The sequence below is a fragment of the Rhizobium sp. NZLR8 genome, from assembly GCF_019685025.1.
Lineage (GTDB): Bacteria > Pseudomonadota > Alphaproteobacteria > Rhizobiales > Rhizobiaceae > Rhizobium.
In genome coordinates, this window is the sequence record NZ_JABDVY010000018.1 from 1 (window position 1) to 26,609 (window position 26,609).

Here is a 26,609-nt window from a genome sequence, read left to right on the forward strand (position 1 = left end):
ATCAACACCGCCAAGGTCGAGATCGGCGCCACCGCCATCGTCTTCGGTCTCGGCGGCATCGGCCTCAACGTGCTGCAGGGCCTGCGGCTTGCCGGTGCCGACATGATCATCGGCGTCGACATCAACAGCGACCGCAAGGAATGGGGCGACAAGTTCGGCATGACGCATTTCGTCAATCCGAAAGAGGTCGGCGACGACATCGTGCCCTATCTGGTCAACCTGACGAAGCGCAATGGCGACCTGATCGGCGGCGCCGACTATACGTTCGACTGCACCGGCAACACCAAGGTGATGCGCCAGGCGCTCGAAGCCAGCCATCGCGGCTGGGGCAAATCGATCATCATCGGCGTTGCCGGCGCCGGCCAGGAGATCTCTACCCGCCCGTTCCAGCTGGTCACCGGCCGCAACTGGATGGGCACCGCCTTCGGCGGCGCGCGCGGGCGCACCGACGTGCCGAAGATCGTCGACTGGTACATGCAGGGCAAGATCCAGATCGACCCGATGATCACCCACACGATGCCGCTCGACGACATCAACAAAGGCTTCGAGCTGATGCATTCCGGCAAGAGCATCCGCGGCGTGGTGGTTTACTGATGGCTTCGACGACCTGCATGGCCGACATCAAGACCTTCGATGAGCTCCTCGCGCGGGAGCTCTACGACCTCTTGAAAATGCGCGTCGATGTCTTCGTCGTCGAGCAGAACTGTGCCTATCCGGAACTCGACGGCAAGGATATCGATGCCTTGCATCTAAGGCTGATGGAGAGCGGCGAACTCCTGGCTTCGGCGCGGATTCTGACACCGCACGAGCCGCATGATCCGTCAAAAATCGGCCGCGTCGTCGTCTCGCCCACCCATCGCGGCAAGCGCCTCGGCGATGCATTGATGCGCGAAGCGATCTCCGCTTGCGAGCGGCTTTATCCGGCACACCACATTGCCTTGTCGGCGCAGGCCCATTTGCGCCGCTTCTACGAATCCTTCGGCTTCATCGTGGCATCGGAGGAATATCTGGAAGACGGCATTCCCCATATCGATATGGTCCGCCAGCTGGCCATCCAGCCGGCAAGGATATTGTCATGATTTATGTCGATGCCGATGCCTGCCCGGTGAAGCCGGAAGTGCTGAAGGTCGCCGAACGCCACGGCCTCGAAGTCACCTTCGTCGCCAATTCCGGCCTACGCCCATCGCGCGATCCGATGATCCACAACGTCATCGTCTCCAACGCCTTCGACGCTGCCGACAACTGGATTGCCGAGCGCGCCGGCCCCGGTGATGTCGTCGTCACCGCCGATGTACCGCTCGCCGTGCGCTGTGTCGCCACCGGCGCCTTCGTCAGCGGCCCGACCGGGCGCGTCTTCGACGAGACCAATATCGGCATGGCGAGCGCCATGCGCGATCTCGGCGCGCATCTGCGTGAAACCGGTGAAAGCAAGGGCTACAACGCCGCCTTCAGCCCGAAGGACCGCTCGCGCTTCCTCGAAACCTTCGACCGCCTCTGCCGCCGCGCCAAGAGTTTTTCCGCGGAGGCTGGTGGGCAGCCCTGATCCCGACCGGCATGAAACGGGTGGCATAGCGGCCATGCGGATTCCTACCTTGAACGGAGCCGTTCCCTTACGCATATAGGGGTTATCGCAGACGACTGCGGCATCCTGAGGATGCAACCGTCGCGGGGACGGCCTCGCTCTTGAACAAGGAGAGTCGTATGGCCTGGTTTCTGCTTTTTCTCGCCGGTCTTTTCGAATGTGGCTGGGCGATCGGCCTTAAATATACCGATGGTTTCACACGGCCGCTGCCGACGGCGCTGACCGTCATATCCATGGTGGTCAGCATCGTGCTGCTCGGCCTGGCGGTGAAGCACCTGCCGATCGGCACCGCTTATGCGGTCTGGACCGGCATCGGCACGGTCGGCACCGTGCTCCTCGGCATCTGGCTGCTTGGCGATGAGGCAAGTGTCTCCCGTCTTGCCTGCATCGTGCTGATCGTCGGCGGCATCGCCGGTCTCAAGCTCACCGCTTGATCACCAAAACGCTGCGGGGCATCGTAACGCCCCGCAATCTATGTCGGCTCAGGCTGCCTTGCGGTTATCGACGGAAAATGCGCCGGGACCGGAGAAGAACATGTAGAGGAAGACGAAGCAGAACAGGATCGCGGCGTCGCCCTGATTGACGGCTGGGAAGAAGCTGTTCGGAGCATGCGCCATGAAATAGGCGACCGCCATTTCGCCGGCGAGCAGTAAGGCGACGGGACGCGTCAGCAGGCCGACGAGAATGAGGATGCCGCCGACAAGCTCAAGAAAGGCGGCGAAAAGCATCAGCGGCGGCAGCGAGCCCGACATCTGCGAGGCCGGGAAGCCGAAAAGCTTCATCGTGCCATGTTCGATGAACAGCAGTGCGGTGATGATCCTGAGAGCGGCCAGCCCATAGGGGCGGTAGGCAGAAAGACGCTCGAAAGTTGACATAAAATCTCTCCATTAAAAGAATACCGCCGAGCGTTAGCCTGTCGTCGGCAAGGATTGAACACACGGATCGCTGACAACCGTTCACATTTTCGACAGCAGCTAAACACCTGACCGGACGAATATATTCATCGGCCAAATCTCAAAGCGGGATGTTGTCGTGTTTCTTCCAGGGATTGGTGAGATCCTTGTTGCGCAGCATCTTCAGGCCGCGCGCCAGCCGCCGCCGGGTCGAATGCGGCATGATTACCTCGTCGACATAGCCGCGCTCGGCGGCGACGAAGGGTGAAAGGAACCGGTCCTCGTACATTTTCGTGTGGGCGGCGATCTTCTCGGGATCGGCGATATCCTTCCGGAAGATGATCTCGACCGCGCCCTTGGCACCCATCACCGCGATCTGCGCTGTTGGCCAGGCGTAGTTGAGATCTCCGCGCAGATGCTTCGACGCCATCACGTCATAGGCGCCGCCGAAGGCTTTGCGGGTGATGACCGTCAGCTTCGGCACCGTCGCCTCCGCATAGGCGAATAGCAGCTTGGCGCCGTGCTTGATGAGGCCGCCATACTCCTGCGCCGTCCCCGGCAGGAAACCCGGCACGTCGACGAAGGTGACGATCGGAATGTTGAAGCAGTCGCAGAAGCGAACGAAGCGCGCCGCCTTGCGCGACGCGTCGCTGTCGAGCACGCCGGCCAGCACCATCGGCTGGTTGGCGACAAAACCGACGGTGGAGCCTTCGACGCGGCCGAAGCCACAGACGATATTACCGGCGAATTTCGCCTGGATCTCGAAGAAATCCCCCTCGTCCGCCACCTTCCGGATCAGTTCCTTGATGTCATAGGGCTTGTTGGCGCTGGCCGGCACCAGCGTATCGAGCGACATATCGACCTCTGTCACCGACTGGTAACATTCGATTTCAGGCAGTGGCGCGGTGTTCGAAAGCGGCAGGAAATCGATCAGCCGGCGCACCTGCAGCAGCGTTTCGACATCATTCTCATAGGCGCCATCGGCAATCGAAGAGCGCACAGTGTGGACCACGGCGCCGCCGAGTTGTTCCGCCGTCACCGTCTCGTTGGTGACGGTTTTCACCACATCGGGGCCGGTGACGAACATGTAGGAGGTATCACGCACCATGAAGATGAAATCGGTCATCGCCGGCGAATAGACGTCGCCACCGGCACAGGGCCCCATGATGACGGAGATCTGCGGGATGACGCCGGAAGCGAGCACATTGCGCTGGAACACTTCGGCGTAACCGCCAAGTGCGGCCACGCCCTCCTGGATGCGGGCGCCGCCGGCATCATAGATGCCGACGATCGGCGCGCGGTTCTTCAGCGCCATGTCCTGCACCTTCATGATCTTCTCGGCATGCGCTTCCGAAAGCGAGCCGCCGAAGACGGTGAAGTCCTTGGCGAAGACGAACACCGTGCGGCCATTGACCGTGCCCCAGCCGGTGACGACCCCGTCGCCGGCAACACGGCTCTTGTCCATGCCGAAATCGGTGGAGCGATGTTCGACGAACATGTCGAATTCCTCGAAGGAGCCTTCATCGAGGAAGAGGTCGATACGCTCGCGCGCCGTCAACTTGCCACGCTTGTGCTGGGCGAGGATGCGCGTCTCACCGCCGCCGAGGCGGGCGACGCCGCGGCGCCGTTCCAGTTCTTCGAGAATTTCCTTCATGCGATCTCCCTCGCCGCTTGTGCTAGTGGCTTCGCCCGCTGAGTGAGAAAACCGAGCGTATCCTGGCTGCGACGTCCTCGGCCAAGATCTCGTCGGCAAGCTTGGGGTCGGCGGCGATGCTGGTCACGTCGAAGGCGCTGACCGCGATGACCGAGCCGTCCTCGACGGAAGCTGCGTCGATGCTGATCTTGGCGACGTTGCGGTCCTTCTGGAAGCCGAGGCCCTTCTCGATCGACACGACGCGGATCGTCAGCACCACCCGCGGCAGCACGGTGTCACGCACCGTGGCGTTGATCGCGGCATTGACGCGGTCGTTGATGCCGCCAAGCAGCTCGGCCGGCATGTTCGGCCCGGAGACAACGACGGCGCTGCGCACATCATAGACCGGTGCCTCCGGCTTTTTCGCCGAGAGGCTGCCGCAGGCTGCAAGCGCGACACAGACGAGTGCGGCCCGGCAAAAACACGACCTCAGCCAATTCATCGCAAAATCCCGCACGACCCCGTTGGAGTCGCAGATTTCGTCATAATGGCGGGGAAGGCAATATGTTTCAGGCGCTTAGGGCGAAAAAAACATCCGTCGCCGCCTTGAAGTCGGCAAAGCGCTTGGCCCGCCGCTCCTCGGCTTCTTCGTCGCTGCCCCAATGCTCGATCGTCCAGTCCTCGTCGAGATGGGCAAGCGACCAGGCTTCCTCCATCGTCACCCGGCCACAGGCGAAGGCGAGAGCCAGGATCGCCGAACCGGTGAGCGTGGTGACTGTGTGCAGTGCTGCGAGCGCGATCGGGTTGTCATATCTGGCGAGCGTGACGGCGAAGGCGGCGGTCGCCTCGCGCGGCTGCTCACGCGGCATCACGCCTTCGACGAGGATGAAACGGGCGCCGAGATCGTTTGCCGCCCAGTCGACCATCGGGTCCCAGCGCTCGGCCTGGCGTTCGACCAGCAGTTCCGGCCCATCGGCGCGATAGCAGATAAGGTCGCTCGAGGAAAAGCGCAGGATATCTTCAAGGATCGCCTGCGTGTTGCCGGTAATGCCGTCGAGCGCGGTGTTGACGAGCCGCGTCATGGGCATCGTCATGGGATCGATCTCTTCGCCCTGCGCCTGCCATTCGGCGGCGACAAGCTGCGCCAGCGCCTCGGTCGGAACCGCAAGAACCAGCCGTGCCGGCGTGCGCACCATCTTGCCGTCGAGCGTGATCGCAAAACCGCCCTCGTATTCGGCAACCGAGACGTCGGTATAGAAACGCTTCGGCAGCGGCTTCTTCATCTGGATCTGCGCCCGGCGGATCGGATCGGGATGGCTCAGGCCTTCGGAAAGATCGTTCAGCAGATCGCGCATAGGCTTACCTCAGGAAAAATGGCTTAGTATCTCGTTTGGATGATAGGCGATCGCATCGGCGCCGTTGGCGATCAGCTCATCCACGCTGGCATAGCCCCAGGCAACGCCGATCGCCTTGGCGCCGGCAGCCTTTGCCATCTGCATATCGAAAATGGCATCGCCGATGACAATGGCATCAGCGGCATTCATGCCGGTTTCGTCACAGCATTCCGTCACCATGGCCGGATGCGGCTTGGAAGGGCAATCGTCGGCGGTGCGCGCAACGGTGAAATATCGGTCGAAGCCGTGCGTCTCCATCACCAGGTTCAGCCCGCGCCTGGATTTCCCTGTCACTGCGCCGATCAGCAGATCCTCGCGCCCGGTGATCGCGTCGATCATCTCGCGGATGCCGGGAAACAGCGGCTCCCTGTAGTCGAGATCCTGGCGCACCACCGAAAACAGCGATTTGTAATGCGCCGTCATCTCGATATCGTCCTGCTCGACATGCGGCCTGCCCTGCATGCGGGCAATCGCGATATCCAGCGACAGGCCGATAATCGCCTTGGTGTCCTCAAATCGCGGTTCCGGCTTGCCGAATTTCTCGAAGGTCCGACGCATGGTTTCATGGATCAGGCCGGCGCTGTCGACCAGCGTGCCGTCGCAATCGAAAAGGGCGAGTTTCATTCGCTGTCCCTTTCAGCACCGGCAAGGTCGAGACCGAGCAGGTTCCATGTCTGCACCATATGCGACGGCAGTGGCGCGCTGACGCGCAGGCGGCCGCCGGAGGGGTGCGGGATGTCGATGCGGCGCGCATGCAGATGCAGCTTCTTCTGCACGCCGCCCGGAAAATCCCAATTCGGATCATCGTCGAAATATTTCGGATCGCCGATGATCGGATGGCCGATATGCAGGGCATGAACGCGCAATTGGTGGGTTCGGCCGGTATAGGGCTCCATCTCCAGCCATGCGAGGTTCTGCGCCGCCGTCTCCAGCACGCGGTAGAAGGAAATCGCATGGTCGGCACCGTCCTCGCCGTGTCTGGCGATGCGCATCCGGTCGCCATCGGCGGTCGGCTCCTTGACGAGCCAGGTCGAGATCTTGTCTTCGTGCTTGCGCGGAACGCCCTTGACCAGCGCCCAATAGGTCTTCTTGGTATCACGCTCGCGGAAGGCGGCCGTCAGCTTCTGTGCGGCGCCGCGGGTGCGGGCGATGACGAGAACCCCTGACGTATCGCGGTCGAGGCGGTGGACGAGCCGCGGCTTCTCGCCCTTCGGGCTGGTCCAGGCTTCGAGCATCTGGTCGATATGCCGGGCTACACCGGAGCCGCCCTGCACCGCAATACCGGGCGGCTTGTTGAGCACGATCACCTTATCGTCCTCATGCAGCACCATGCGCGACAGGAGTTCGAAATCGGACGAATGCTTGAGATCCTTGCCGGCGATCGGTCCGGACTTCTTCGCATCGACATCGAGCGGCGGCACCCGCACCGTCTGCCCGGGCTGCACGCGCGCATCCGATTTGACACGGCCGCCGTCGACACGCACCTGGCCGGAGCGCAAAAGCTTCTGCAGCGGACCGAAACCGAGCCCGGGAAAATGCACCTTGAACCAGCGATCGAGCCGCATGCCTGCTTCGTCGGGTTCAACCTTGATATGTTCTATGCCAGCCATAAAAAATCTTTCGGAAATTGCAGCGCGGGCCAAGCCGGCGTTCTTGCCGCAGCCTTTAGAGCATTTTCAAGCAAAACGGAAACCGGAAAAGAAATCAGGCCAAAGCGCGCATGACGGCAAGGCCTGCCATGACGGCGGCCATCGAAAGCCCGACGCTCGCCATGATGTAGATACCGCCCGCCGCCGCCTCGCCACGCTCGAACAGCGAGATCGCATCCAGCGAAAAGGCCGAGAAGGTGGTGAAGCCGCCGAGGAAGCCGGTGATCAGCAAAAGCCGCAGTTCCACCGAGGCGTTGAACCTCCGCGCGATCAGCTCGGCGAAGACGCCGATGACGAAGCAGCCGACGACATTGACCGCAAGCGTGCCCCAGGGAAAGGCCGGGCCCATGAGCCTCAGCGTCCACTGGCCGATATAATATCTGAGGAGGGAACCGATAGCGCCGCCGACGGCGACGAGAAGAGCCTGGATCATCCGCCGGATTTATCGCAACTCCGCAGAGATTCCAATCGTGACGGAATGAATTCTTACCATCCGGTAAAATGCCGATGATTTTGTTATGATGGCGCCAATATCATGCCGATACCGTGACGGCATGACCCAGCTCCTGTCCGTATCGGCCAACACCGCTGCCATTGCCTTCGAATCGCTGAGGATTCCCCAGCGTGTCGCGACCAGCACCGCCGCGCGCGATGCACGCCGCATCGCCGACCGGCAATTGAAGGCCGACAGCCCCGATCAGGCCGAGGAGCCCTCCAGCATCATCCAGTCGACGGAAGTGGCGCTCGACCTGATGGCCAAGGGCAACCGCCAGCCGCAGGCCGGCCTCAAGCAGGCTCTGCAATCCTACGAAGAGGTCTGAGGCAACCGCCTTTTGAAGGAAAGCCTGCGACTGGATCACAGTCGCAGGCTTTGCTGTTTCATCGGATCGCGCTTACTTGCCCTGCACCGACAGCACCTGCAGCACCAGGTCGATCTTTCCGGCCTTTTCGAAGGTCAGCGTCACCGGCACGCTATCGCCCTGCTTGAACGGCGTCTTCACCTTCTGGAACATCAGATGCAGGTTGCCGGGCTCGAGCTTGACCGTCTGGCCAGCGGCGATGGCGATGCCGTCCTTCAGCTGGCGCATCCGCATGACGTTGTCCTTGGTCACCATCTCGTGGATCTGAACCTCGCCTGCCGCAGGCGATGTCACGGATAGCAGCCGGTCGTCCGTCTGGCCGTTGTTCTTCACGGTGAAAAAGCCGCCGCCGACCGGCTGGCCGGGCAGCATCGCCTTGGCGAACCCGCCAGAGACTTCGAGATCGCCGGCCTTGACCGTTTCTCCAGCCGGTGCCGCAGCACCCATACCGGTCATACCGGACATGTCCATGCCGGCCATGTCGTCATGGTCATGGCCATGGTCTTCGCCGGCGACGACCTTCAGAAGCGGTGCCGGGCTTTTCATCCCATGCGCGTCGCCGCCATCCTTTGCCACCTGATCCCAGGCCTCGACCGTGTCACCGCACATCTGCGTCACCGGAAAGGCGAGCGAGGTGCCGGCATCGACGCCCGAAACCTTACCCTGGATGACGAAGGTGTCGTAGAAATCGTCGGAGAGATTGCCGTTCTTCCAGCGGATCTCGACCGCGCCTGTCTTCACCTTGTCGCCGTGATTGTCGTAGATCTTCTGGTAGTCGCCCTTGATCACCTCGAGCTCCCAGCCGGCCTTCGGCTGCGGCTTGGCGAAGACGAAGCCTTCCGGCAGCTTGACCCGCACTTCCGTGGTGGCCTTGCCGTCGCAGCCGTGCGGCAGCTGCAGCGTCGCGAGAATGGTGGTCTCCTCAGTCGCTTCCCTGTCGAGGAAGGTCACATGCGCTTCTGCGCCGGCGATGGCGGTCGCGGAAAGAAGGGCGGCAAGCGCGAATGTCTTGCCAAATGTCTTGCTAATCTTCATCGGATATCTCCTCGCCGGCCGCGAATTTCTCTCAGGCGGACCGGCATGCTGCATCATTAAGTGCGAAGGCAGATCAGCCGAGGATGGGAGGCGCGCGGGAATTTGCCCGGCTGACGGCGCGTGCACCGGTAACGGCGGCGGTTTCGATCGGCGAATTGACGAGCGAGGCGAGCTTGCGTTCGAGCCAGGAGCCGGCATCCGGTGCCGGTAGGATCACGGTGGCCGACAGCCGGCAGGCTTCGCAATTCGGCTTGAAGGAGGCGGTCTTGCCGTCTGCGTCCTTCACCGTGACGCAGAGCGAAGCGAAGCTGCCGTCGGGCAGCATATAGGCCGCCGCATGATAGCCTTCGGAGGCGACAGCCTGCGGCGGCTGATGGGCAAGACCGAGCAACGCGAAGCTCAATGCGCAAAGCATGCGCAAAAACAGCGTCGCTTTCAGTCCGGTCGGCCGCATGAGATCCCCTTCAACAGCAAGTCGCGATAGCCGGTTTACAGCCGAAATGCAAAAGCAGATTTGCTGCAGTTTAAGGCCGGATCGGTATAAGACGACAAAAATTTGCTCGGTGACGACATTTGCCGCTTGCCAAGAGCCACAACCGCCGGATAATTGCGCCAACCTTGTTGGGAGAATCCGGTGCTTTCGCCACCGGTGCCGAAGGAGCAACCGCCCCGGAAACTCTCAGGCAAAAGGACCAGCAAGGGGCAGACGGAACTCTGGAGAGAAGCGTTCTCGAAACGCTCGCCGAAGGGATAACAATCTCAGGCAAAGGGACAGAGGGGGCTCAGGAGAGAAGTGCGCAGCCGCGCCTTCAGATTTGAGCCCGTGCCTTCGCGAGAAGGCGCAAACCCCGGAGGCGTCTTTTGGACGATACTGCTGCCCTGAAGAAAACCCCGCTGCATGCCCTGCATCTCTCGCGCGGCGCCCGCATGGTGCCGTTCGCGGGTTACGACATGCCGGTGCAATATCCCGCCGGCGTCATGAAGGAGCACCTTCATACCCGCACCGAGGTCGGCCTCTTCGATGTCTCCCACATGGGCCAAGTCATCGTGAAGGCGAAATCCGGCAGCTACGAGGATGCCGCGCTGGCGCTCGAAAGCCTGGTTCCGGTCGATATCCTCGGTCTTGCCGAAGGCCGCCAGCGTTATGGCTTTTTCACCGACAACAGCGGCTGCATTCTCGACGACCTGATGATCGCCCATCTCGACGACCATCTTTTCGTCGTCGTCAACGCGTCCTGCAAGGAGGCCGATCTGGCCCATCTGCAGGCCCATATCGGCGACCGATGCGATATCACGCTGCTGAACCGCGCTTTGATCGCGCTGCAGGGACCGCGTGCGGTCGAGGTTCTCGCCGAACTCTGGGCCGACGTCGCAGCGATGAAATTCATGGATGTGCGCCACTGCCGCCTGCACGATGTTTCCTGTCTTGTCTCGCGCTCCGGCTATAGCGGCGAGGACGGTTTCGAAATCTCGATCCCGGCTGATAAGGCCGAGGATGTCACCATGCGGCTGCTCGAGCATCCCGATGTCCAGGCGATCGGCCTCGGCGCCCGTGACTCTCTGCGCCTTGAAGCCGGTCTCTGCCTCTATGGCAACGATATCGACACCACCACCTCGCCGGTCGAAGCAGCGCTGGAATGGGCGATGCAGAAGGCGCGGCGCACGGGCGGCGCACGCGCCGGCGGCTTCCCGGGCTCCGGCCGAATCCTTTCCGAACTCGAAAACGGCGCTGCCCGCCGCCGCGTCGGCCTGAAGCCGGAAGGCAAGGCGCCGGTGCGCGGCCATGCCAAGCTCTATGCCGATGCCGAGGGCAAGGTCGAAATCGGCGAAGTCACCTCGGGCGGCTTCGGCCCCAGCGTCGAAGGTCCCGTCGCCATGGGCTATGTTCCGGTCTCCCATGCAGCGGCCGGCACGCTCGTCTACGCCGAGGTGCGCGGCAAATATCTGCCGATCACCGTCAGCGCCCTGCCCTTCGTCACACCGACCTACAAACGCTAAAGCTTTTCCAGAGAGGACGAACAATGCTGAAATTTACCGAAGAACACGAATGGCTGCAGATCGAAGGCGGCGTTGCGACGGTTGGTATCACCAATTATGCCGTCGATCAGCTCGGCGACCTGGTTTTCGTCGAACTGCCGGAAGTCGGCGCGACCTTCTCCAAGAACGGCAATGCCGCGACAGTTGAATCCGTCAAGGCTGCCTCCGACGTCTATTGTCCGCTCGACGGAGAGATCACCGAGGTCAATCCGGCCATCGTTGCCGATCCGTCGCTGGTCAATTCCGATCCTAAGGGCGCCGGCTGGTTCTTCAAGCTGAAGCTTGCAAATGCCGCGGATGCCGACGGCTTGCTCGACGAGGCCGCCTATAAGGAGCTCACCGCGTAATGACGACGCCGACCGAATTCCAGTTCACCGATTATCAGCCCTACGATTTTGCCAATCGCCGTCACATCGGCCCCTCGCCGGCCGAGATGACCGACATGCTGAAGGTGATCGGCTATAACAGCCTCGACGGCTTGATCGACGCGACGTTGCCGCCCTCGATCCGCCAGAAGGCGCCACTCGTCTGGGGCGCGCCGATGACCGAGCGCGAGGCGCTCGACAAGCTGCGCGAGACCGCCAACAAGAACAAGGTGCTGGTGTCGCTGATCGGCCAGGGATACTACGGCACGATCACGCCGCCGGTCATCCAGCGCAACATCCTGGAAAATCCCGCCTGGTATACGGCCTATACGCCCTACCAGCCGGAGATCAGCCAGGGCCGCCTGGAAGCGCTTCTCAACTACCAGACGATGGTCTGCGACCTCACCGGCCTCGACGTCGCCAATGCCTCGCTGCTCGACGAGGCGACCGCCGCCGCCGAAGGCATGGCGATTGCCGAACGCGTCGCCAAGTCGAAGGCGAAGGCCTTCTTCGTCGATGCCGATTGCCATCCGCAAACCATCGCCCTGATCCGCACCCGCGCCGAGCCGCTCGGCTGGCAGGTGATTGTCGGCAATCCCTTCACCGATCTCGATCCGGTCGATGTCTTCGGCGCAATCTTCCAATATCCGGGCACGCATGGTCACGTCCATGATTTCACCGGCCTGATTGCCCGCCTGCACCAGGCCGGCGCCATATCGATCGTCGCCGCCGACATCCTGGCGCTGACGCTCTTGAAATCGCCCGGCGAAATGGGTGCCGATATCGCCGTCGGCTCCTCGCAGCGCTTCGGCGTCCCGGTCGGCTACGGCGGCCCGCATGCGGCCTATATGTCGGTCAAGGATGCCATCAAGCGCTCCATGCCCGGCCGTCTCGTCGGCGTTTCCGTCGATGCCCGCGGCAACCGCGCCTATCGCCTGTCGCTGCAGACCCGCGAGCAGCATATCCGCCGCGAGAAGGCGACGTCGAACATCTGCACCGCCCAGGTGCTGCTGGCCGTCATGGCCTCGATGTATGCGGTCTTCCATGGTCCCGAGGGTATCAAGGCGATCGCCCAGCAGGTTCACCAGAAGGCCGTGCTGATGGCCAAGGGCCTGGAAAAGCTCGGCTATAAGGTCGAGCCGGAAAGCTTCTTCGACACTATCACCGTCGATGTCGGCCACATGCAGGGGCTCATCCTGCGCGCCGCCGTTGCCGAAGGCGTCAATCTGCGCAAGGTCGGCGAAACTGGGATCGGCATGAGCCTCGACGAGCGCACGCGGCCGGCAACGCTCGAAGCCGTCTGGCGCGCCTTCGGTGGCAATTTCACCATCGCCGATTTCGAGCCTTCCTACCGGCTGCCGAGAGGCCTGCTCAGAACCAGCAATTACCTCACCCATCCGATCTTCCACATGAACCGCGCCGAAAGCGAGATGACGCGTTACATCCGCCGGCTCTCCGACCGGGATCTGGCCCTCGACCGCTCGATGATCCCGCTTGGTTCGTGCACGATGAAGCTCAATGCGACGGCGGAAATGCTGCCGATCACCTGGCCGGAATTTTCCGACATCCATCCCTTCGTGCCGGCCGATCAGGCGCTCGGCTACCGCGAGATGATCGACGACCTGATCGAAAAGCTCTGCGCCATCACCGGCTACGACGCCTTCTCCATGCAGCCGAATTCCGGCGCGCAAGGTGAATATGCCGGTCTGCTGACGATCCGCAACTTTCATATCGCCAACGGCGAGGGCCATCGCGACGTCTGCCTGATCCCGACCTCGGCGCACGGCACCAACCCGGCCTCGGCCCAGATGGTCGGTATGAAGGTGGTGGTCATCAAAGTGCGCGAGAATGGCGACATCGATCTCGACGACTTCCGCGCCAAGGCTGAGGAGCATGCGGCAAACCTCTCCTGCTGCATGATCACCTACCCTTCGACGCACGGCGTCTTCGAAGAGACCGTCAAGGAAATCTGCGATCTCGTGCATACCAATGGCGGCCAGGTCTATCTCGACGGCGCCAACATGAACGCCATGGTCGGCCTGTCCCGTCCCGGCGACATCGGCTCGGACGTTTCCCACCTCAACCTGCACAAGACCTTCTGCATCCCGCATGGCGGCGGCGGCCCCGGTATGGGTCCGATCGGCGTCAAAGCGCACCTGGCGCCGTACCTGCCAGGGCACCCGGAAACCGACGGCCGTTCCGGCGCGGTTTCGGCCGCCGCCTTCGGCTCGGCCTCGATCCTGCCGATCTCCTGGAGCTACTGCCTGATGATGGGCGGCGAAGGGCTGACGCAGGCGACCAAGGTGGCGATCCTCAACGCCAACTACATCGCCGCCCGCCTGAAGGGCGCCTATGACGTGCTTTACAAATCGGCCGCCGGCCGCGTCGCGCACGAATGCATCATCGACACCCGCCCTCTGGTCGACAGCGCAGGTGTCACCGTCGACGACGTCGCCAAGCGGCTGATCGACTGCGGCTTCCATGCGCCGACGATGAGCTGGCCGGTATCAGGCACGCTGATGATCGAGCCGACGGAAAGCGAGACCAAGGCCGAACTCGACCGCTTCTGCGAGGCGATGCTGGCGATCCGCGAGGAGGCTCGCGCGATTGAGGAAGGCCGCATGGACAAGGTCAACAACCCGCTGAAGAACGCTCCGCACACGGTGGAAGACCTCGTCGGCGAATGGGAGCGCCCCTATTCGCGCGAACAGGCCTGCTTCCCGCCCGGCGCCTTCCGCGTCGACAAATACTGGTCGCCGGTCAACCGCGTCGACAATGTCTATGGCGACCGCAACCTGCTCTGCACCTGCCCGCCGGTCGAAACTTATGCCGAGGCGGCGGAGTAGCAGCAATTCGGCCAGCCCCTCTCACAGGTTGGGAGGGGCTGCCTTCAAGATCAGCTTTCGATACGTGATACGGCGCCGAACCCGGCGATGCCCGTTTCGAGGCATTGGGTTCAAATTTAACCTTTCTTAGCAAGTCTCTGTTAGCAATTGAAAATGGGCGGTTTCCCTCCAGCAGGAATGTTGCCGTCGACCTTTTGTTTTGCGTGCAGGTTCTCATGCGTTCATCGGCTTTGCCAGCAATCCTCCTTGCCGCCCTGATCCTGTCGGGATGCGCCGCCAGTTCCGGCGCCGAAGATGTGCTGGGCAACGTGCCATCGCCGGAAACGACGAATGCGATCACCAAACCGAACGGCCCGATACCGGCTGCCACCGTCGGCGACACTACACAGGCAAACGCGCCGCAGGAAGCGTTGAGCTGGACCGGACCGGTTCCGGAGCCACAGGCGCTCGTGCCCCAGGACAGGCCGGTCGGCATGCCGATGCCGACGGAAAAGCCCGTCGCGATGCTCATGCCCACCAATCCGGGAATCGATCCCGATGTCGGCAGGAGATCGCCGGCACGCGGACAGATCTACGGCCACCGCTTCCGCGATGCCAAGCCGATCAACTTCGGCTCCACCTCGCCGAGAAAGCTTGCCGTGCATGGCGTCGACGTCTCGCGCTGGCAGGGCGAGATCGATTGGGAGACGTTGCGCGGGCAAGGCGCGAACTTCGTCTACATCAAGGCGACGGACGGCGGCGATCACCTCGATCCGATGTTCAAGAAAAACTGGCGCCGGGCCAAGGAAGCCGGCCTGAAACACGGCGCCTATCACTTCTTCTACTGGTGCCGGACGGCAGGCGAACAGGCCGACTGGTTCATCCGCAACGTGCCGAGGGAAGCAAACGCGCTTCCGCCGGTCATCGACGTCGAATGGAATGGCGAATCGAGCTGCAAGCGCCGCATATCCCCCGCCCGCGTCCGGGAAAAGATGCAGGTGTTCATGGACAAGCTGGAGCGTTATTACGGTCAGCGCCCGATCATCTACACGGCGCCGGATTTCTACCGCGACAATCTGAAGGGCCAGATGCTCGACTATCCCTTCTGGCTGCGCTCGGTTGCCGCTCACCCCTCCAAGGTCTACCCCGGCCGCAAGTGGCTCTTCTGGCAATACTCCGGCTCCGGCCTCTCCGAAGGCGTCGAAGGCAAGATCGACCTCAACGTGTTCAACGGCAACGAAAGCGATTGGCACGACTGGGTGGCGTCACGATAATGCATGTCGCCGGGAAGTGTGCAGCGGTTCCCGGATAACGACATGCATAAAAACAAAGAGCTAAAGCGCGTCAAGTGAATCAAGTTACATGCGAAGCGCTTTAGCTTGAGGCGGGCAAGCGCCTGCCCCGCTTACGCCGACTTCTGCACCTTCACAGGCACACCCTTATAGGCGGGGGTTCCCGATTTTCGGTCGTAATCGGCAAGCGCGATGACCCGGTTCATCTCGGGATAATATCCAGCCACGGAGCCGAGCGGGATGTCGTAAGCCACCGCGGTGAAGCCTTTGACCGACTTGCTGCCTGTTTCGCCAACCGATTCGATATCGACCCTGTCGCCATCGGCCAGGCCGCGAGCGGAGAGATCCTTGCTGTTCATGAAAATAATGTCACGGCGGCCGAAGACGCCCCGATAGCGGTCGTCGAGGCTGTAGATCGTCGTATTGTACTGGTCGTGACTGCGCAGTGTCGTCAGAACCAGCGTGTCCGCGTCGACAAGCCGGGGATCTTCTTCCAGTCCCGGCGCAGTGAGGAAATGCGCCTTGCCTGAAGGAGTGTGCCATTGCCGGTCAGCGGCGGCGACCGTCAGCCGGAAGCCGCCGGGTTTCCTGACCCTGGTGTTGAAGTCATGAAAATCGGGAAAGACTACCGCGATCTTTTCCCGAATTCGGCTGTAATCACCGACCATCCCGTCCCAATCGATATCGTATTTGCTGCCGAGCGTTGCCTTGGCGATACCGGCGATGATCGCAGGCTCGGAGCGAAGCTGGTCGCCGGGCGGTTTCAGGAAACCGCGCGAGGCATGCACCATCGACATGGAATCCTCGACGGTCACCGATTGCGGTCCGGTCCTCTGGATGTCCTGGTCGGTGCGGCCGAGAACGGGAAAAATGATCGAGGTCCGGGCGATCAACAGGTGCGAGCGATTGAGTTTCGTCGCGATGTGAACGGCAAGGTCGAGTTTGCGCATGCCTGTGAACGTCGCGTCCGGATCGGATATCGCCACGGCCAGATTGCCGCCGAGGCAGACCAGCGCCTTCGACCGGCCCTCGATGATCGCCTCGATTGCTTCGACGGCGTTGTGGCCCTTCTCCTCCGGAGGGCGGAAACCGAAGGCCTTTTCCATGCCGTCGAGAAGCGCCCTATTGGGGATTTCAGTGATACCGACCGTGCGGTCGCCCTGAACGTTCGAATGTCCCCGAAGCGGGCAGATGCCGGCGCCCTGGCGGCCGATATTCCCCCGCAGCATCAGGAAATTGGCCAGCTGCTGGACGTTGGCGGTGCCGTGGCTGTGCTGGGTGATGCCCATGCCGTAGCAGAGGATAACGTTGCGGGCATTGAGATAGACCTCGACAGCACTATCCAGCGCTTCGAACGTCAGGCCCGATTTCCTGAGGATCGACGCCCACTCCGTCTGTGCGACATCGGCCTTGAGAGCCTCCAGCCCGATCGTGTGTGCCTTGATGAACTCGCGATCGAGAAAGCCCTTGCCGCCTGCGGTGATATCGGCGTCGTCGCGTTCGAATATCCGCTTCATCATCCCCTTGAGGGCCGCAAGATCCCCGCCGGTGCGGACCTGGTGATAGGCCGATGCGATCGGCGTCGACGACATCATCGCCATTTCTACCGGGTTCTGCGGTGCTGCGAATTTTTCAAGCGCCCTTTCTTTCAAGGGATTGAAGACCACGATCGGAACGCCGCGCCTCGCGGCATCGTGCAGGGTGGTCATCATCCGAGGATGGTTGGTGCCCGGATTGTGACCGAAGCTGAAGATGGCATCGGCATGATCGAAATCCTCGAGCGTCACCGTGCCCTTGCCGACCCCGATCGAGTCGGGCAGGCCGACGCTGGTCGCCTCATGGCACATGTTCGAGCAGTCGGGAAAATTGTTGGTGCCGTAGGCCCTAACAAAAAGCTGGAACAGAAATGCCGCCTCGTTTGAGGCGCGTCCGGACGTATAGAATTCGGCCATGTCAGGGTCGGGCAGTTTGCGCAGTTCGTCGCCGATCAGCGCAAGGGCCTCGTCCCAGCCGATCGGCAGGTAATGGTCGCTGACATGGTCATAGATCAACGGGTGCGTCAGGCGGCCCTGGTCTTCCAGCTGGTGGTCGTTCCATTGCCAGAGTTCGGCAACGCCGTGCGTCGCGAAAAAGTCGGGTCCGGCGCGCTTTGCCGTCGATTCCCAGGTGATCGCCTTGGCACCGTTTTCGCAGAATTCGAATGAGCTCGTATGTTTGGGATCGGGCCATGCGCAGCCGGGGCAATCGAAACCCTCGGGCTGATTGGCTTTCAGCAGCGTCGCAGCACCCTGGGCGATGACCTGCTGGCGTGCAAGGGTTTCGGCAACGGCTTTGAGTGCACCCCAGCCGCCGGCCGGGGCCGTGTACGTCTCGATGCCTTTCGGCCGCTTCTTGGTCATCACCTGCTCCACAAATCACGCGAAGGCCAGAGCCTATCAGCCGGCAATGTAGGGGAATGCCATCCGTCGGGATAGGTGGGGGACTTGCCGATGTCGATTGGCACGTGCTGCCGGCTCTATCGCCACCGACCCCTGGCTATCATCCCGTTCCAATCCGGAACAGATACGGCCGCACGCGCCCGACCTGTAGGTCTTCGCTAACGCAATGCCTTCAGCATTCCCTAAACCCTTGCAGGTAAAAGACGATTATCCAGTTCTGGGGAAACGCTGATGAACATATCGGGCATTACGAACACTGCTCTTTCGGGAATGCGGGCGCAGACGACCCGGATCAGCGCGATCGCCAACAACGTCGCAAACAGCAGTACACCGGATTATACCAGGCTGAACACCAGCCTCACATCCGTTGTTTCAGGCGGTGTCCAGGCCGCCGTCAGGCCGACGACGTCGGATGTCGATCCGGCCACCGAACTGACCGACCTGATCGAAGCCGAGCAGAGCTACAAGGCAAACGCCGTGGTCTTCGAGACCGGCGCCGACATGTGGGAAATGCTGATGGGCATCAAGCGCGACTGAGCACGGCCCGTAAGTCGCGATGCTGTTATAATCCCATCTTGAATCAGACCTATGCCGATCCGCGCCAATGATGGGGATCGATGCCATGCCGGAATATCAGGATTTCATTTCGATCTCAGGAAGAACCGCACTCGATCCAGCACCCCTGGTGCTGCTGCATGGAAGCGGCATGCATGAACGCAATCTGATCGCGCTTGCCGACAAGGTTGGGGCGGATCGGCCCTATCTGTCGCTGAGGGGCGCGGTTAAATGGGATGAAGGCTTTGCTTTCTTTCGCCGAAACCCCGACCGGACGCTTGATGACGCCGACCTCTTCAACGAGACCCATCATCTCGCCGATTTTCTGGCGAAGGCCTCGACAACCGGGCTCCTGAAACGGCCGCCTGTGCTGGTCGGCTTTTCGAACGGCGCGATCATCGCCGCCTCGATCCTGCTGCATCGCCCGGAAACCATAGCCGGGGCCGTCCTGCTGCGGCCGCTATCACCCGCACCCGCCGCCGATTTTCCCGACCTCAGAAACCATCGCATCCTCATTCTGGCAGGCGAACGCGACGAGCGGCGCGCGCCTGAGGACGTTGTGCTCATCAGGGATCAGATTGAAAAAAGCGGTGCCGGCGCCACGACGAGACTGGTCCCGACCGGCCATGATCTCGGCGACGACGAGCCGGATTTCATCAGGGCTTGGCTGGCGGAGAATTTCCCACCAGCCTGAAGGGCACAGGTGTCAGGTGTGCACCGGCTCGTTTTGGCGCTGTGCGGCTAGGGCCGCGAGATCGGCGGGTTTCAGCTCGACGGATTCGCCGCAGCCGCAGGCCGATGTCTGGTTCGGATTGGTGAAGGTGAAGCCGGAGCGCAGCGTCGTCGCCTCGAAACCCATTTCGGTGCCGAGCAGGTAAAGAGCCGCCGATGGCTCGACCCAGACTTTGGCACCGTCGCGCTCGATCAGGTCGTCCTTGGCATTGGGTTCGGTCACCATGTCGATGGTATATTCCATCCCGGCGCAGCCGCCCTTCTTGATGCCGACGCGTACACCCTTGGCCTCCGGCCCCGAGTTCTCGACGATCGCTTTGACGCGGGCCGCAGCCCCGTCCGTCATGCTCATAATTGCAAAGCCCATGGGCCTCATCTCCTTCCGCAACCGGGGTCAAGATCCGGCGCTTCGTGATTCAAATGTAGTCGTCGCAAGTAAACGGATCAATACCGGCCTGCTTAATACCAACCGACCGCGACCTGCGCCTCTTCGGACATACGATCCGGCGTCCACGGCGGATCGAAGGTCATCGCCACTTCGACACCCGATACACCTTCGACGGCGCCGACGGCATTTTCGACCCAGCCCGGCATCTCGCCGGCAACCGGGCAGCCGGGGGCGGTCAGTGTCATCATGATTTTCACCATCCGGTCGTCCTCGATGTCGATCTTGTAGATCAGACCGAGTTCGAAGATGTCGGCCGGAATTTCCGGATCGTAGACGGTCTTCAGCGCGCTGATGACGTCGTCGCTGAGCCGCGCCAGCTCATCGGCCGGAATGCTGGAATGCACGATGCCTTCGCGCACATCGATCTTCTGTTCGCTTTCGTCCAGGCTCATCACGGACACTCCTCAAGCAAAGAACTTGCGCGCATATTCAAGCGCATCGGCCAGGGCATCGACCTCGGCGCGGGTATTGTACATGCCGAAAGATGCACGGCATGTGGAGGTGACGCCGAAGCGTTTCAAGAGCGGCATGGCGCAATGGGTGCCGGCCCGCACCGCAACGCCCTGCCGGTCGATCACCATCGAGACGTCATGGGCATGGATGCCGGCAAGCTCGAAGGAAAAGATACTGCCCTTGTCGGGCGCCGTTCCGAACACCCGCAGCGAATTGACCGATTTCAGCCGCTCGACGGCGTAAGCCGCAAGATCGGCCTCATGGCGGGCGATCGCCTCGCGGCCGACCTTCTCCATGTAGTCGAGCGCATAACCGAGCCCGATCGCCTGCACGATCGGTGGCGTGCCGGCCTCGAAGCGATGCGGCGGATCATTATAGGTGACAGCATCCTCGGCAACTTCGAAAATCATCTCGCCGCCGCCCTGGAACGGGCGCATCTGCGAAAGCCGCTCCTTCTTGCCGTAGAGCACGCCGATGCCGGATGGGCCGTAGAGCTTGTGGCCGGTCATCACGTACCAGTCGCAATCGATATCCTGCACATCCACGGGCAGATGCACCGCACCCTGGCTGCCGTCGATCAGCACCGGAATACCGCGCTCGTGCGCGATGCGGCAGACTTCCTTGACGGGAACGATGGTGCCGAGCGCATTCGACATATGGGTGATGGCGACGAGCTTGGTGCGCTCCGTCAGGCTCTTTTCGAAATCTTCGATATGGAAGGCGCCCTCGTCATCGACGGGAACCCAGACCAGCTTGGCGCCCTGCCGCTCACGGATGAAGTGCCAGGGCACGATGTTGGAATGATGCTCCATGATCGTCAGGACGATCTCGTCGCCTTCGCCGATCTCAGGCATGCCCCAGCCATAGGCGACGGTGTTGATTGCTTCCGTCGAATTCTTGGTGAAGACGATGTCGTTGACCGAAGGGGCATTGAGGAAGCGGCGCACCTTCTCGCGCGATGCCTCATAGGCATCCGTGGCGGCATTGGAGAGATAGTGCAGGCCGCGATGCACATTGGCATATTCGTGGCTATAGGCATGCGAGATGGCATCGATCACCACCTGCGGCTTCTGCGCCGAGGCGCCGTTGTCGAGATAGACCAGCGGCTTGCCGTGCACCTTCTCCGCCAGGATCGGAAAATCCCGGCGGATGGCTTCGACGTCGTATGGCGCGGCCGGTACGATCTTGTCCATTGCTATATCCGATCAGGCGTGCTTTTCGAGCCAGGCCGAAATCACGCCTTCCAGCGCCTCGACCAGAGCCTCGTCTTCCAGTTCCTCGATGATCTCGGCGACGAAGGCGTTGACCAGCATCGCCCGCGCCTTGTTCTCCGGAATGCCGCGCGCCATCATGTAATAGAGATGATTGGCGTCGATATCGGTCACCGTCGCCCCGTGGCCGCACTGGACATCGTCGGCAAAGATCTCGAGCTCTGGCTTGACCGAGAATTCGGCATCGTCGGACATCAGCAGCGTGTTGCAGGCCATCTTGGCGTCGGTCTTCTGCGCATCGGGCGCCACCCGGATCATGCCCTGGAAGACCCCCTTGGCGCGGTCGAAGACGACGTTGCGGATCACTTCGGTCGAGCCGGTGTGCGGCACGTCGTGGCCAAGCATCATCGTCACGTCGGTATGGCTCTCACCGCCGAGCAGGTTGATGCCGCGCACCGTCAGGTCGGCGCCCTCGCCCGTCACCTTGATATGCAGTTCCTGGCGCACCAGCCTGCCACCGGCATTGATGACGAACAGGCGAAGCCTGGCGTCCGTGCCGAGATCGATGCGGATCTGGCCGAGATGCGTATCGTCTGCCCCATGCTGCTGCAGGATGATCCAGGTTAGCTCGGCGCCCTCGCCGACAGTGATGTCACTGACATGGGACACGAGTGCCGCATCGCTGGTCACTGCAAGGTGACGTTCGATGACGGTTGCCTTGACACCGGCGCCGAAGGCAACGGGAAGGCGTGTATGTGCCTGCCCGCCGGCATGGACAAACTGGATTTCGAGCGGATCTTCAAGCTCGGTATCGGCAGGCACGTCGACGACATAGCCGTCGCGCACGAAGCTGCCGTTGATGCGGCCGACCGCGTCGTCGCTGCCAAGCGCATCGAGCCCGTCTGCGGCGGAACCGTCGAGCAGATGTTCGCTATAGGCTGAAACGCCAAGACCGTCGGCCGCAGCCTTCTGGTTGGCGTGGCCCTGGATCACCGCCAGCACCGTCGAGCCGGCAACCAGAGGCTCAAGCGCATCGGAGCCGGCATCACCGACCTGCGGCGGCAAGGCGCGCAGCAGGTTTTTCAGATCGGTATAGTGCCAGGCCTCGATGCGGCGCGTCGGCAGGCCGGCCTTCTTCAGGTCGTCGAGAAGCCGGTCGCGTAGCGCCGTCACCGCGCCGTTGCCCGGCAGATCGCCGATCTGATGGTTGAATGCCTCGATCAACGCCGTTTCGGCCACGGTCAGGCGGCTCGTCGTCTGCATATTCATGGACGTCGTCCTTTCCACCCGAACTCAGGCCGCCGCGCCGATGATGTCGGCATAGCCGTTGGCTTCCAGCTCATGCGCCAGCGTCTTGTCGCCCGACTTGATCACCTGGCCTTTGTAGAGCACGTGGACGGTATCCGGCACGATGTAGTCGAGCAGGCGCTGGTAATGGGTGATGACCACGACGGCGCGGTCCGGCGAACGCAGCGCGTTGACGCCGTCGGCGACGATCTTCAGCGCGTCTATGTCGAGGCCGGAATCGGTTTCGTCAAGCACGCAGAGCTTCGGCTCCAGCAGCGCCATCTGCAGGATCTCGGCCCGCTTCTTCTCACCGCCGGAGAAGCCGACGTTCAGCGGCCGCTTCAGCATCTCGGTATTGATCTGCAGTTTGCCGGCGGCATCCTTGACGCGACGCATGAAATCCGGCGTCGTCAGCTCGTCTTCGCCGCGCGCCTTGCGCTGCTCGTTCAACGCCACCTTCAGGAATTGCATGGTGGCGACACCCGGGATTTCGACCGGATACTGGAAGGCAAGAAAGATGCCCTTGGTGGCGCGTTCTGCCGGATCGAGCTCGAGAATGCTCTCGCCGTTATAGAGAATGTCGCCCTCGGTGACTTCGTAATCGCTGCGGCCGGACAGCACATAGGAGAGCGTCGACTTGCCGGAGCCGTTCGGCCCCATGATCGCGGCAACTTCGCCGGCCTTCACCGTCAGGTTCAGGCCACGAATGATCTCAGTGCCGTCTTCGGCGATGCGGGCATGAAGGTTTCTGATTTCAAGCATCTTTGGTTCCTGCGTTTTCTCTGCGTAGCTCATTAGAGCCTCGCGTAATTTCTAAGGGCGTCGACGTGTTATGCTCGGCGCTATCGCGCCAAAAAACGAATGACACGGAAAACCGTGAGCGTTACGAGCCAAAGCCATTCGAGAATCTGAATAAACTTTCCTGGTTTTTCCATACGCTGCTGGAGAAACACGTAAGGCTGCTCTGGCGGCTTTTCTGTCTCGTATCTGCTTTCGCGGGGGCGAATTTTCGCCAATATTTCCCCTCGCATATTTTCCAGACGTTCAAGAATGCGCTTCTTGTCCGTCTCGTTCATGTCAGCCTACAGAGCCTTCCAGCGAAATGCTGATCAGCTTCTGCGCCTCGATGGCAAACTCCATCGGCAGTTCCTGCAGCACTTCTTTGACGAAGCCGTTGACGATCAGGGCGATCGCCGCTTCTGTGGGGATGCCGCGCTGCAGGCAGTAGAACAGCTGGTCCTCGGAGATCTTCGAGGTCGTCGCTTCATGCTCGAACTGCGCCGTCGAATTCTTCGCCTCGATGTAAGGCACCGTATGGGCGCCGCACTTGTCGCCGATCAGCAGCGAATCGCACTGGGTGAAATTGCGCGCATTCGAAGCCTTGCGGTGGGCCGAGACCTGGCCGCGATAGGTGTTGTTGGAGACGCCTGCGGCGATGCCCTTGGAGACGATGCGGCTCGACGTGTTCTTGCCGAGATGGATCATCTTGGTGCCGCTGTCGATCTGCTGATGGCCATTGGAGACGGCGATCGAATAGAACTCGCCGCGACTGTCATCGCCGCGCAGGATGCAGGACGGATATTTCCAGGTGATCGCCGATCCGGTTTCGACCTGCGTCCAGGAGATCTTCGAGCGGTCGCCGCGGCAATCGCCACGCTTGGTGACGAAGTTGTAGATGCCGCCTTTGCCGTTCTTGTCGCCGGGATACCAGTTCTGCACCGTCGAATATTTGATCTCGGCATCGTCGAGCGCCACGAGCTCGACCACCGCGGCATGCAGCTGGTTTTCGTCGCGCTGCGGCGCCGTGCAGCCTTCGAGATAGGAGACGTAGGCGCCCTCTTCCGCGATGATCAGCGTGCGCTCGAACTGGCCGGTGCCCTTCTCGTTGATGCGGAAATAGGTGGAAAGCTCCATCGGGCAGCGAACGCCCTTCGGTACGAAGACGAACGAACCGTCGGTGAAGACCGCCGAATTCAGCGTCGCGTAATAATTGTCCGTCGTCGGCACGACCGAGCCGAGATATTTCCGGACGAGATCGGGATATTCGCGGATCGCTTCCGAGATCGACATGAAGATCACGCCGGCCTTCTTCAGCTCTGCCTTGAAGGTGGTGACGACCGAGACGCTGTCGAAAACCGCGTCGACGGCGATCTTCGGCTTCTCGACGCCAGCCAGGATCTCCTGCTCACGCAGCGGGATGCCGAGCTTCTCATAAACCTTCAGCAGCTCCGGATCGACCTCGTCCAGCGACTTCGGACCCGGCGTGCTTTTCGGCGCCGCGTAATAATAAATGTCGTTGAAATCGATCTTCGGATAATCGACGCGCGCCCAGGTCGGCTCTTCCAGCGTCAGCCAGCGGCGATAGGCCTCGAGACGCCATTCCAGCATCCACTCCGGCTCCTGCTTCTTGGCCGAAATGAAGCGGATGATATCCTCGGACAGGCCTTTCGGCGCCTTATCCATTTCGATGACGGTTTCGAAACCGTATTTGTACTGGTCGACATCGATCAGGCGGACCTGGTCGATCGTTTCCTGGACGGCAGCCATTTCGTTCTCCAATCTCGCCGGATACAAGGTCCGGCAGCTTGTAGCGCATGGGCAATTCTCTTGCCCTGATGTAGGTGGCCAAAAGGGACTTTTCAGCCCGATTGGCAAGCGAAAATTTGCGTTTCCGCAAGTTTATGACGCGGTCAAGCCGCCTCGCCGGCCGACCTTCGCCGGCAGGCGATCTTCGCAAAAGCCGCAATCGCCCGGTCGATATCCTCTTCCGTCGTCGCAAAACCGAGCGAGATGCGCAGCGCTCCGAGCTTGGCGTCACGGCCCATCGCCGTCAGCACATGGCTTTCGCCGAGCCGACCGGATGAGCAGGCCGAGCCTGCCGAAAGCGCCACACCTTCGAGATCGAAGGCGATCTGTCCGGTCTCGGCCTTCAGCCCCGGCAGGGTGAAGAAGATCGTATTGACGACACGCTCGCCACCCTCGCCGTGGATCATCACATCGGCAGCCGCCTCACGCATGCCGGCTTCCAGCCGCTCGCGCAGCGCGCCGATTTCCACATTACGCGCCTCGAGTTCGTCGGCCGCGGCTTCTGCCGCCGCACCGAAGCCGATCAGCGCCAGTGAGTTCTGTGTGCCGGAGCGGTGACCCCGCTCCTGTCCGCCGCCCTGGATCAGCGGCCGCGGCATCAGCGCCTCGCCGCGGGCAATTAGCGCGCCGGCGCCCTTCGGCCCGCCGATCTTGTGCGAGGAAATGATCATGAAATCGGCACCGATCTTGCCGATATCGAGCCCGATGCGGCCAGCCGCCTGAACGGCGTCGACGACAAAGAGCCCGCCATGGGCGTGGACGATCTTTGCCGCCGCCTCGACCGGCTGGACGATGCCGGTCTCGTTGTTGACGAGCATGATGGCGACCATCGGCAGGCCGGCGGCCTTGTCATGTGCAGCAAGCAGCAGGCCCAGCGCATCGAGATCGACGATGCCGGCCTCCGTCACCGGGACCTCGGTCATCTTCTCCCTGGCAAAGCGGCCGCCTTCGCGCACAGCCGGATGCTCGATTGCCGAAAAGTAGAGGCGGCCGAGCTGAAGCGGCGTGCGGCCCATGCGGAAATCCGGGGTCAGCACCAGATTGGCGGCCTCGGTGGCGCCGCTGGTAAAGACCACATTGCCGGCGTCGGTGCCGACCAGTGCCGCCACTTTGCGCCGCGCGCCTTCGATTGCAGCGCGGGCGGCACGGCCTTCGCCGTGAACGGAATTTGGATTGCCGAAAATGTCGATGGCGCGCATGATCGCCGCGCGTGCCGCGGGGTGCAGCGGCGCTGTGGCATTCCAGTCGAGATAAAGGCGTGGCGGCGCCATGATCTTCAGTCCTGCGCTTAACGAGCTTGCTTCAGCACCCGCGGTTCATTTTTCTTGAAATTT

General features: G+C 61.8%; 29 protein-coding genes and 2 riboswitches. Of the genes, 11 read left to right on the forward strand and 18 right to left on the reverse strand.

Annotated features, from left to right (window positions below):
* The 4 genes from HJB89_RS28360 to sugE all read left to right on the forward strand — a co-directional run.
* Positions 1-594: zinc-binding dehydrogenase (locus tag HJB89_RS28360; RefSeq protein ID WP_221150836.1), on the forward strand; the 594-nt coding region annotated here is incomplete at its 5' end.
* A complete protein-coding gene (locus tag HJB89_RS28365; protein ID WP_207580577.1) occupies positions 594-1,079 on the forward strand; it encodes a GNAT family N-acetyltransferase in 486 nt (161 codons plus the stop codon). The genes HJB89_RS28360 and HJB89_RS28365, both read left to right, overlap by 1 nt.
* Positions 1,076-1,543 carry a YaiI/YqxD family protein gene (locus HJB89_RS28370; RefSeq protein WP_207580578.1) on the forward strand — a complete coding sequence of 156 codons (468 nt, stop codon included), beginning with the start codon at positions 1,076-1,078 and terminating at the stop codon, positions 1,541-1,543. Before HJB89_RS28365 ends, HJB89_RS28370 begins: the two co-directional genes overlap by 4 nt.
* 158 nt (positions 1,544-1,701) lie before the next feature.
* Positions 1,702-2,016, forward strand: a complete 315-nt coding sequence (gene sugE / locus HJB89_RS28375) for a quaternary ammonium compound efflux SMR transporter SugE (protein ID WP_007629198.1) — start codon at positions 1,702-1,704, stop codon at positions 2,014-2,016.
* Positions 2,017-2,064: 48 nt separating this feature from the next.
* On the opposite strand, the gene HJB89_RS28380 is transcribed toward sugE, so the two are convergent.
* The 7 genes from HJB89_RS28380 to crcB all read right to left on the reverse strand — a co-directional run bounded on the left by HJB89_RS28380 (position 2,065) and on the right by crcB (position 7,584).
* The gene (locus HJB89_RS28380) at positions 2,065-2,457 is read right to left on the reverse strand and encodes a DoxX family protein (protein WP_207580579.1); all 393 of its coding nucleotides are present in this window, start codon (positions 2,455-2,457) and stop codon (positions 2,065-2,067) included.
* A 139-nt stretch (positions 2,458-2,596) separates the two neighbouring features.
* Complete coding sequence (locus HJB89_RS28385) at positions 2,597-4,129, reverse strand: acyl-CoA carboxylase subunit beta (RefSeq protein ID WP_207580580.1); 1,533 nt, start codon at positions 4,127-4,129, stop codon at positions 2,597-2,599.
* Positions 4,130-4,151: 22 nt separating this feature from the next.
* On the reverse strand, positions 4,152-4,610 hold the full coding sequence (locus HJB89_RS28390; protein ID WP_207580581.1) for a hypothetical protein: 459 nt from the start codon (positions 4,608-4,610) through the stop codon (positions 4,152-4,154).
* Positions 4,611-4,677: 67 nt separating this feature from the next.
* A complete protein-coding gene (locus HJB89_RS28395) occupies positions 4,678-5,463 on the reverse strand; it encodes an ATP12 family chaperone protein (RefSeq protein ID WP_207580582.1) in 786 nt (261 codons plus the stop codon).
* A gap of 9 nt (positions 5,464-5,472) precedes the next feature.
* Positions 5,473-6,126 carry an HAD-IA family hydrolase gene (locus tag HJB89_RS28400; RefSeq protein ID WP_207580583.1) on the reverse strand — a complete coding sequence of 218 codons (654 nt, stop codon included), beginning with the start codon at positions 6,124-6,126 and terminating at the stop codon, positions 5,473-5,475.
* A complete protein-coding gene (locus HJB89_RS28405) occupies positions 6,123-7,112 on the reverse strand; it encodes an RluA family pseudouridine synthase (RefSeq protein WP_207580584.1) in 990 nt (329 codons plus the stop codon). Before HJB89_RS28405 ends, HJB89_RS28400 begins: the two co-directional genes overlap by 4 nt.
* 94 nt (positions 7,113-7,206) lie before the next feature.
* Entirely contained in the window at positions 7,207-7,584 is a 378-nt protein-coding gene (gene crcB / locus HJB89_RS28410) for a fluoride efflux transporter CrcB (RefSeq protein ID WP_207580585.1), read from the reverse strand.
* A gap of 121 nt (positions 7,585-7,705) precedes the next feature.
* On the opposite strand from crcB, the gene HJB89_RS28415 reads away from it, so the two are divergent.
* Positions 7,706-7,972, forward strand: a complete 267-nt coding sequence (locus HJB89_RS28415) for a hypothetical protein (RefSeq protein ID WP_207580586.1) — start codon at positions 7,706-7,708, stop codon at positions 7,970-7,972.
* 72 nt (positions 7,973-8,044) lie between these two features.
* Here HJB89_RS28415 and HJB89_RS28420 read toward each other — a convergent pair whose 3' ends face one another.
* A complete protein-coding gene (locus HJB89_RS28420) occupies positions 8,045-9,046 on the reverse strand; it encodes a copper chaperone PCu(A)C (protein ID WP_207580587.1) in 1,002 nt (333 codons plus the stop codon).
* A gap of 73 nt (positions 9,047-9,119) precedes the next feature.
* Positions 9,120-9,500 carry a hypothetical protein gene (locus HJB89_RS28425; RefSeq protein WP_207580588.1) on the reverse strand — a complete coding sequence of 127 codons (381 nt, stop codon included), beginning with the start codon at positions 9,498-9,500 and terminating at the stop codon, positions 9,120-9,122.
* A 158-nt stretch (positions 9,501-9,658) separates the two neighbouring features.
* Positions 9,659-9,747: riboswitch (glycine riboswitch) on the forward strand.
* Between the two features lie 3 nt (positions 9,748-9,750).
* Positions 9,751-9,831, forward strand: a riboswitch (glycine riboswitch).
* A gap of 76 nt (positions 9,832-9,907) precedes the next feature.
* Here HJB89_RS28425 and gcvT point away from each other — a divergent pair.
* The 4 genes from gcvT (at position 9,908) to HJB89_RS28445 (ending at position 15,547) form a co-directional block, all read left to right on the forward strand.
* A complete protein-coding gene (gcvT, locus tag HJB89_RS28430; RefSeq protein ID WP_207580589.1) occupies positions 9,908-11,044 on the forward strand; it encodes a glycine cleavage system aminomethyltransferase GcvT in 1,137 nt (378 codons plus the stop codon).
* 23 nt (positions 11,045-11,067) lie between these two features.
* Positions 11,068-11,430: a glycine cleavage system protein GcvH gene (gene gcvH, locus HJB89_RS28435; protein WP_221117110.1), complete on the forward strand. Its 363-nt coding sequence runs from the start codon at positions 11,068-11,070 to the stop codon at positions 11,428-11,430.
* A complete protein-coding gene (gcvP, locus tag HJB89_RS28440) occupies positions 11,430-14,294 on the forward strand; it encodes an aminomethyl-transferring glycine dehydrogenase (RefSeq protein WP_221117109.1) in 2,865 nt (954 codons plus the stop codon). Before gcvH ends, gcvP begins: the two co-directional genes overlap by 1 nt.
* Before the next feature lie 215 nt (positions 14,295-14,509).
* Positions 14,510-15,547 carry a GH25 family lysozyme gene (locus HJB89_RS28445; RefSeq protein ID WP_207580592.1) on the forward strand — a complete coding sequence of 346 codons (1,038 nt, stop codon included), beginning with the start codon at positions 14,510-14,512 and terminating at the stop codon, positions 15,545-15,547.
* Between the two features lie 131 nt (positions 15,548-15,678).
* Here HJB89_RS28445 and HJB89_RS28450 read toward each other — a convergent pair whose 3' ends face one another.
* Positions 15,679-17,964 (reverse strand): FdhF/YdeP family oxidoreductase, encoded by a 2,286-nt coding sequence (locus tag HJB89_RS28450; RefSeq protein ID WP_221150837.1) that lies wholly within the window; start codon positions 17,962-17,964, stop codon positions 15,679-15,681.
* Positions 17,965-18,234: 270 nt separating this feature from the next.
* Between HJB89_RS28450 and HJB89_RS28455 the strand changes: the two genes are divergently transcribed.
* Both HJB89_RS28455 and HJB89_RS28460 read left to right on the forward strand, forming a co-directional pair.
* Positions 18,235-18,540, forward strand: coding sequence for a flagellar basal body rod C-terminal domain-containing protein (locus HJB89_RS28455; protein ID WP_221117107.1), 306 nt, complete (start codon positions 18,235-18,237; stop codon positions 18,538-18,540).
* Positions 18,541-18,625: 85 nt separating this feature from the next.
* Complete coding sequence (locus tag HJB89_RS28460; RefSeq protein ID WP_221150838.1) at positions 18,626-19,252, forward strand: alpha/beta hydrolase; 627 nt, start codon at positions 18,626-18,628, stop codon at positions 19,250-19,252.
* Between the two features lie 12 nt (positions 19,253-19,264).
* Here HJB89_RS28460 and sufA read toward each other — a convergent pair whose 3' ends face one another.
* The 8 genes from sufA to HJB89_RS28500 form a co-directional block, all read right to left on the reverse strand.
* Positions 19,265-19,657 (reverse strand): Fe-S cluster assembly scaffold SufA, encoded by a 393-nt coding sequence (gene sufA, locus HJB89_RS28465; RefSeq protein ID WP_221150839.1) that lies wholly within the window; start codon positions 19,655-19,657, stop codon positions 19,265-19,267.
* Between the two features lie 92 nt (positions 19,658-19,749).
* Positions 19,750-20,130 (reverse strand): SUF system Fe-S cluster assembly protein, encoded by a 381-nt coding sequence (locus HJB89_RS28470; RefSeq protein ID WP_003559708.1) that lies wholly within the window; start codon positions 20,128-20,130, stop codon positions 19,750-19,752.
* A 12-nt stretch (positions 20,131-20,142) separates the two neighbouring features.
* Positions 20,143-21,384: a cysteine desulfurase gene (locus HJB89_RS28475; RefSeq protein ID WP_221141977.1), complete on the reverse strand. Its 1,242-nt coding sequence runs from the start codon at positions 21,382-21,384 to the stop codon at positions 20,143-20,145.
* Positions 21,385-21,396: 12 nt separating this feature from the next.
* Positions 21,397-22,671: a Fe-S cluster assembly protein SufD gene (gene sufD / locus HJB89_RS28480; RefSeq protein WP_221117105.1), complete on the reverse strand. Its 1,275-nt coding sequence runs from the start codon at positions 22,669-22,671 to the stop codon at positions 21,397-21,399.
* Between the two features lie 24 nt (positions 22,672-22,695).
* Positions 22,696-23,451: a Fe-S cluster assembly ATPase SufC gene (gene sufC / locus HJB89_RS28485; RefSeq protein ID WP_207580599.1), complete on the reverse strand. Its 756-nt coding sequence runs from the start codon at positions 23,449-23,451 to the stop codon at positions 22,696-22,698.
* Positions 23,452-23,531: 80 nt separating this feature from the next.
* Positions 23,532-23,765 carry a hypothetical protein gene (locus tag HJB89_RS28490; protein WP_221117103.1) on the reverse strand — a complete coding sequence of 78 codons (234 nt, stop codon included), beginning with the start codon at positions 23,763-23,765 and terminating at the stop codon, positions 23,532-23,534.
* Between the two features lies 1 nt (position 23,766).
* Complete coding sequence (gene sufB, locus HJB89_RS28495) at positions 23,767-25,236, reverse strand: Fe-S cluster assembly protein SufB (protein WP_207580600.1); 1,470 nt, start codon at positions 25,234-25,236, stop codon at positions 23,767-23,769.
* A gap of 143 nt (positions 25,237-25,379) precedes the next feature.
* The gene (locus HJB89_RS28500; protein WP_207580601.1) at positions 25,380-26,546 is read right to left on the reverse strand and encodes a cysteine desulfurase family protein; all 1,167 of its coding nucleotides are present in this window, start codon (positions 26,544-26,546) and stop codon (positions 25,380-25,382) included.
* Positions 26,547-26,609 lie beyond the last annotated feature (63 nt).

Bases quoted from the DNA above. Each gene is read 5' to 3' on its own strand.
- HJB89_RS28365 (WP_207580577.1), top strand. From the start codon at position 594: ATGGCTTCGACGACCTGCATGGCCGACATCAAGACCTTCGATGAGCTC.
- HJB89_RS28370 (WP_207580578.1), top strand. From the start codon at position 1,076: ATGATTTATGTCGATGCCGATGCCTGCCCGGTGAAGCCGGAAGTGCTG.
- sugE (WP_007629198.1), top strand. From the start codon at position 1,702: ATGGCCTGGTTTCTGCTTTTTCTCGCCGGTCTTTTCGAATGTGGCTGG.
- HJB89_RS28380 (WP_207580579.1), bottom strand. From the start codon at position 2,457: ATGTCAACTTTCGAGCGTCTTTCTGCCTACCGCCCCTATGGGCTGGCC.
- HJB89_RS28385 (WP_207580580.1), bottom strand. From the start codon at position 4,129: ATGAAGGAAATTCTCGAAGAACTGGAACGGCGCCGCGGCGTCGCCCGC.
- HJB89_RS28390 (WP_207580581.1), bottom strand. From the start codon at position 4,610: ATGAATTGGCTGAGGTCGTGTTTTTGCCGGGCCGCACTCGTCTGTGTC.
- HJB89_RS28395 (WP_207580582.1), bottom strand. From the start codon at position 5,463: ATGCGCGATCTGCTGAACGATCTTTCCGAAGGCCTGAGCCATCCCGAT.
- HJB89_RS28400 (WP_207580583.1), bottom strand. From the start codon at position 6,126: ATGAAACTCGCCCTTTTCGATTGCGACGGCACGCTGGTCGACAGCGCC.
- HJB89_RS28405 (WP_207580584.1), bottom strand. From the start codon at position 7,112: ATGGCTGGCATAGAACATATCAAGGTTGAACCCGACGAAGCAGGCATG.
- crcB (WP_207580585.1), bottom strand. From the start codon at position 7,584: ATGATCCAGGCTCTTCTCGTCGCCGTCGGCGGCGCTATCGGTTCCCTC.
- HJB89_RS28415 (WP_207580586.1), top strand. From the start codon at position 7,706: ATGACCCAGCTCCTGTCCGTATCGGCCAACACCGCTGCCATTGCCTTC.
- HJB89_RS28420 (WP_207580587.1), bottom strand. From the start codon at position 9,046: ATGAAGATTAGCAAGACATTTGGCAAGACATTCGCGCTTGCCGCCCTT.
- HJB89_RS28425 (WP_207580588.1), bottom strand. From the start codon at position 9,500: ATGCGGCCGACCGGACTGAAAGCGACGCTGTTTTTGCGCATGCTTTGC.
- gcvH (WP_221117110.1), top strand. From the start codon at position 11,068: ATGCTGAAATTTACCGAAGAACACGAATGGCTGCAGATCGAAGGCGGC.
- gcvP (WP_221117109.1), top strand. From the start codon at position 11,430: ATGACGACGCCGACCGAATTCCAGTTCACCGATTATCAGCCCTACGAT.
- HJB89_RS28445 (WP_207580592.1), top strand. From the start codon at position 14,510: ATGCGTTCATCGGCTTTGCCAGCAATCCTCCTTGCCGCCCTGATCCTG.
- HJB89_RS28450 (WP_221150837.1), bottom strand. From the start codon at position 17,964: ATGACCAAGAAGCGGCCGAAAGGCATCGAGACGTACACGGCCCCGGCC.
- HJB89_RS28455 (WP_221117107.1), top strand. From the start codon at position 18,235: ATGAACATATCGGGCATTACGAACACTGCTCTTTCGGGAATGCGGGCG.
- HJB89_RS28460 (WP_221150838.1), top strand. From the start codon at position 18,626: ATGCCGGAATATCAGGATTTCATTTCGATCTCAGGAAGAACCGCACTC.
- sufA (WP_221150839.1), bottom strand. From the start codon at position 19,657: ATGGGCTTTGCAATTATGAGCATGACGGACGGGGCTGCGGCCCGCGTC.
- HJB89_RS28470 (WP_003559708.1), bottom strand. From the start codon at position 20,130: ATGAGCCTGGACGAAAGCGAACAGAAGATCGATGTGCGCGAAGGCATC.
- HJB89_RS28475 (WP_221141977.1), bottom strand. From the start codon at position 21,384: ATGGACAAGATCGTACCGGCCGCGCCATACGACGTCGAAGCCATCCGC.
- sufD (WP_221117105.1), bottom strand. From the start codon at position 22,671: ATGAATATGCAGACGACGAGCCGCCTGACCGTGGCCGAAACGGCGTTG.
- sufC (WP_207580599.1), bottom strand. From the start codon at position 23,451: ATGCTTGAAATCAGAAACCTTCATGCCCGCATCGCCGAAGACGGCACT.
- HJB89_RS28490 (WP_221117103.1), bottom strand. From the start codon at position 23,765: ATGAACGAGACGGACAAGAAGCGCATTCTTGAACGTCTGGAAAATATG.
- sufB (WP_207580600.1), bottom strand. From the start codon at position 25,236: ATGGCTGCCGTCCAGGAAACGATCGACCAGGTCCGCCTGATCGATGTC.
- HJB89_RS28500 (WP_207580601.1), bottom strand. From the start codon at position 26,546: ATGGCGCCGCCACGCCTTTATCTCGACTGGAATGCCACAGCGCCGCTG.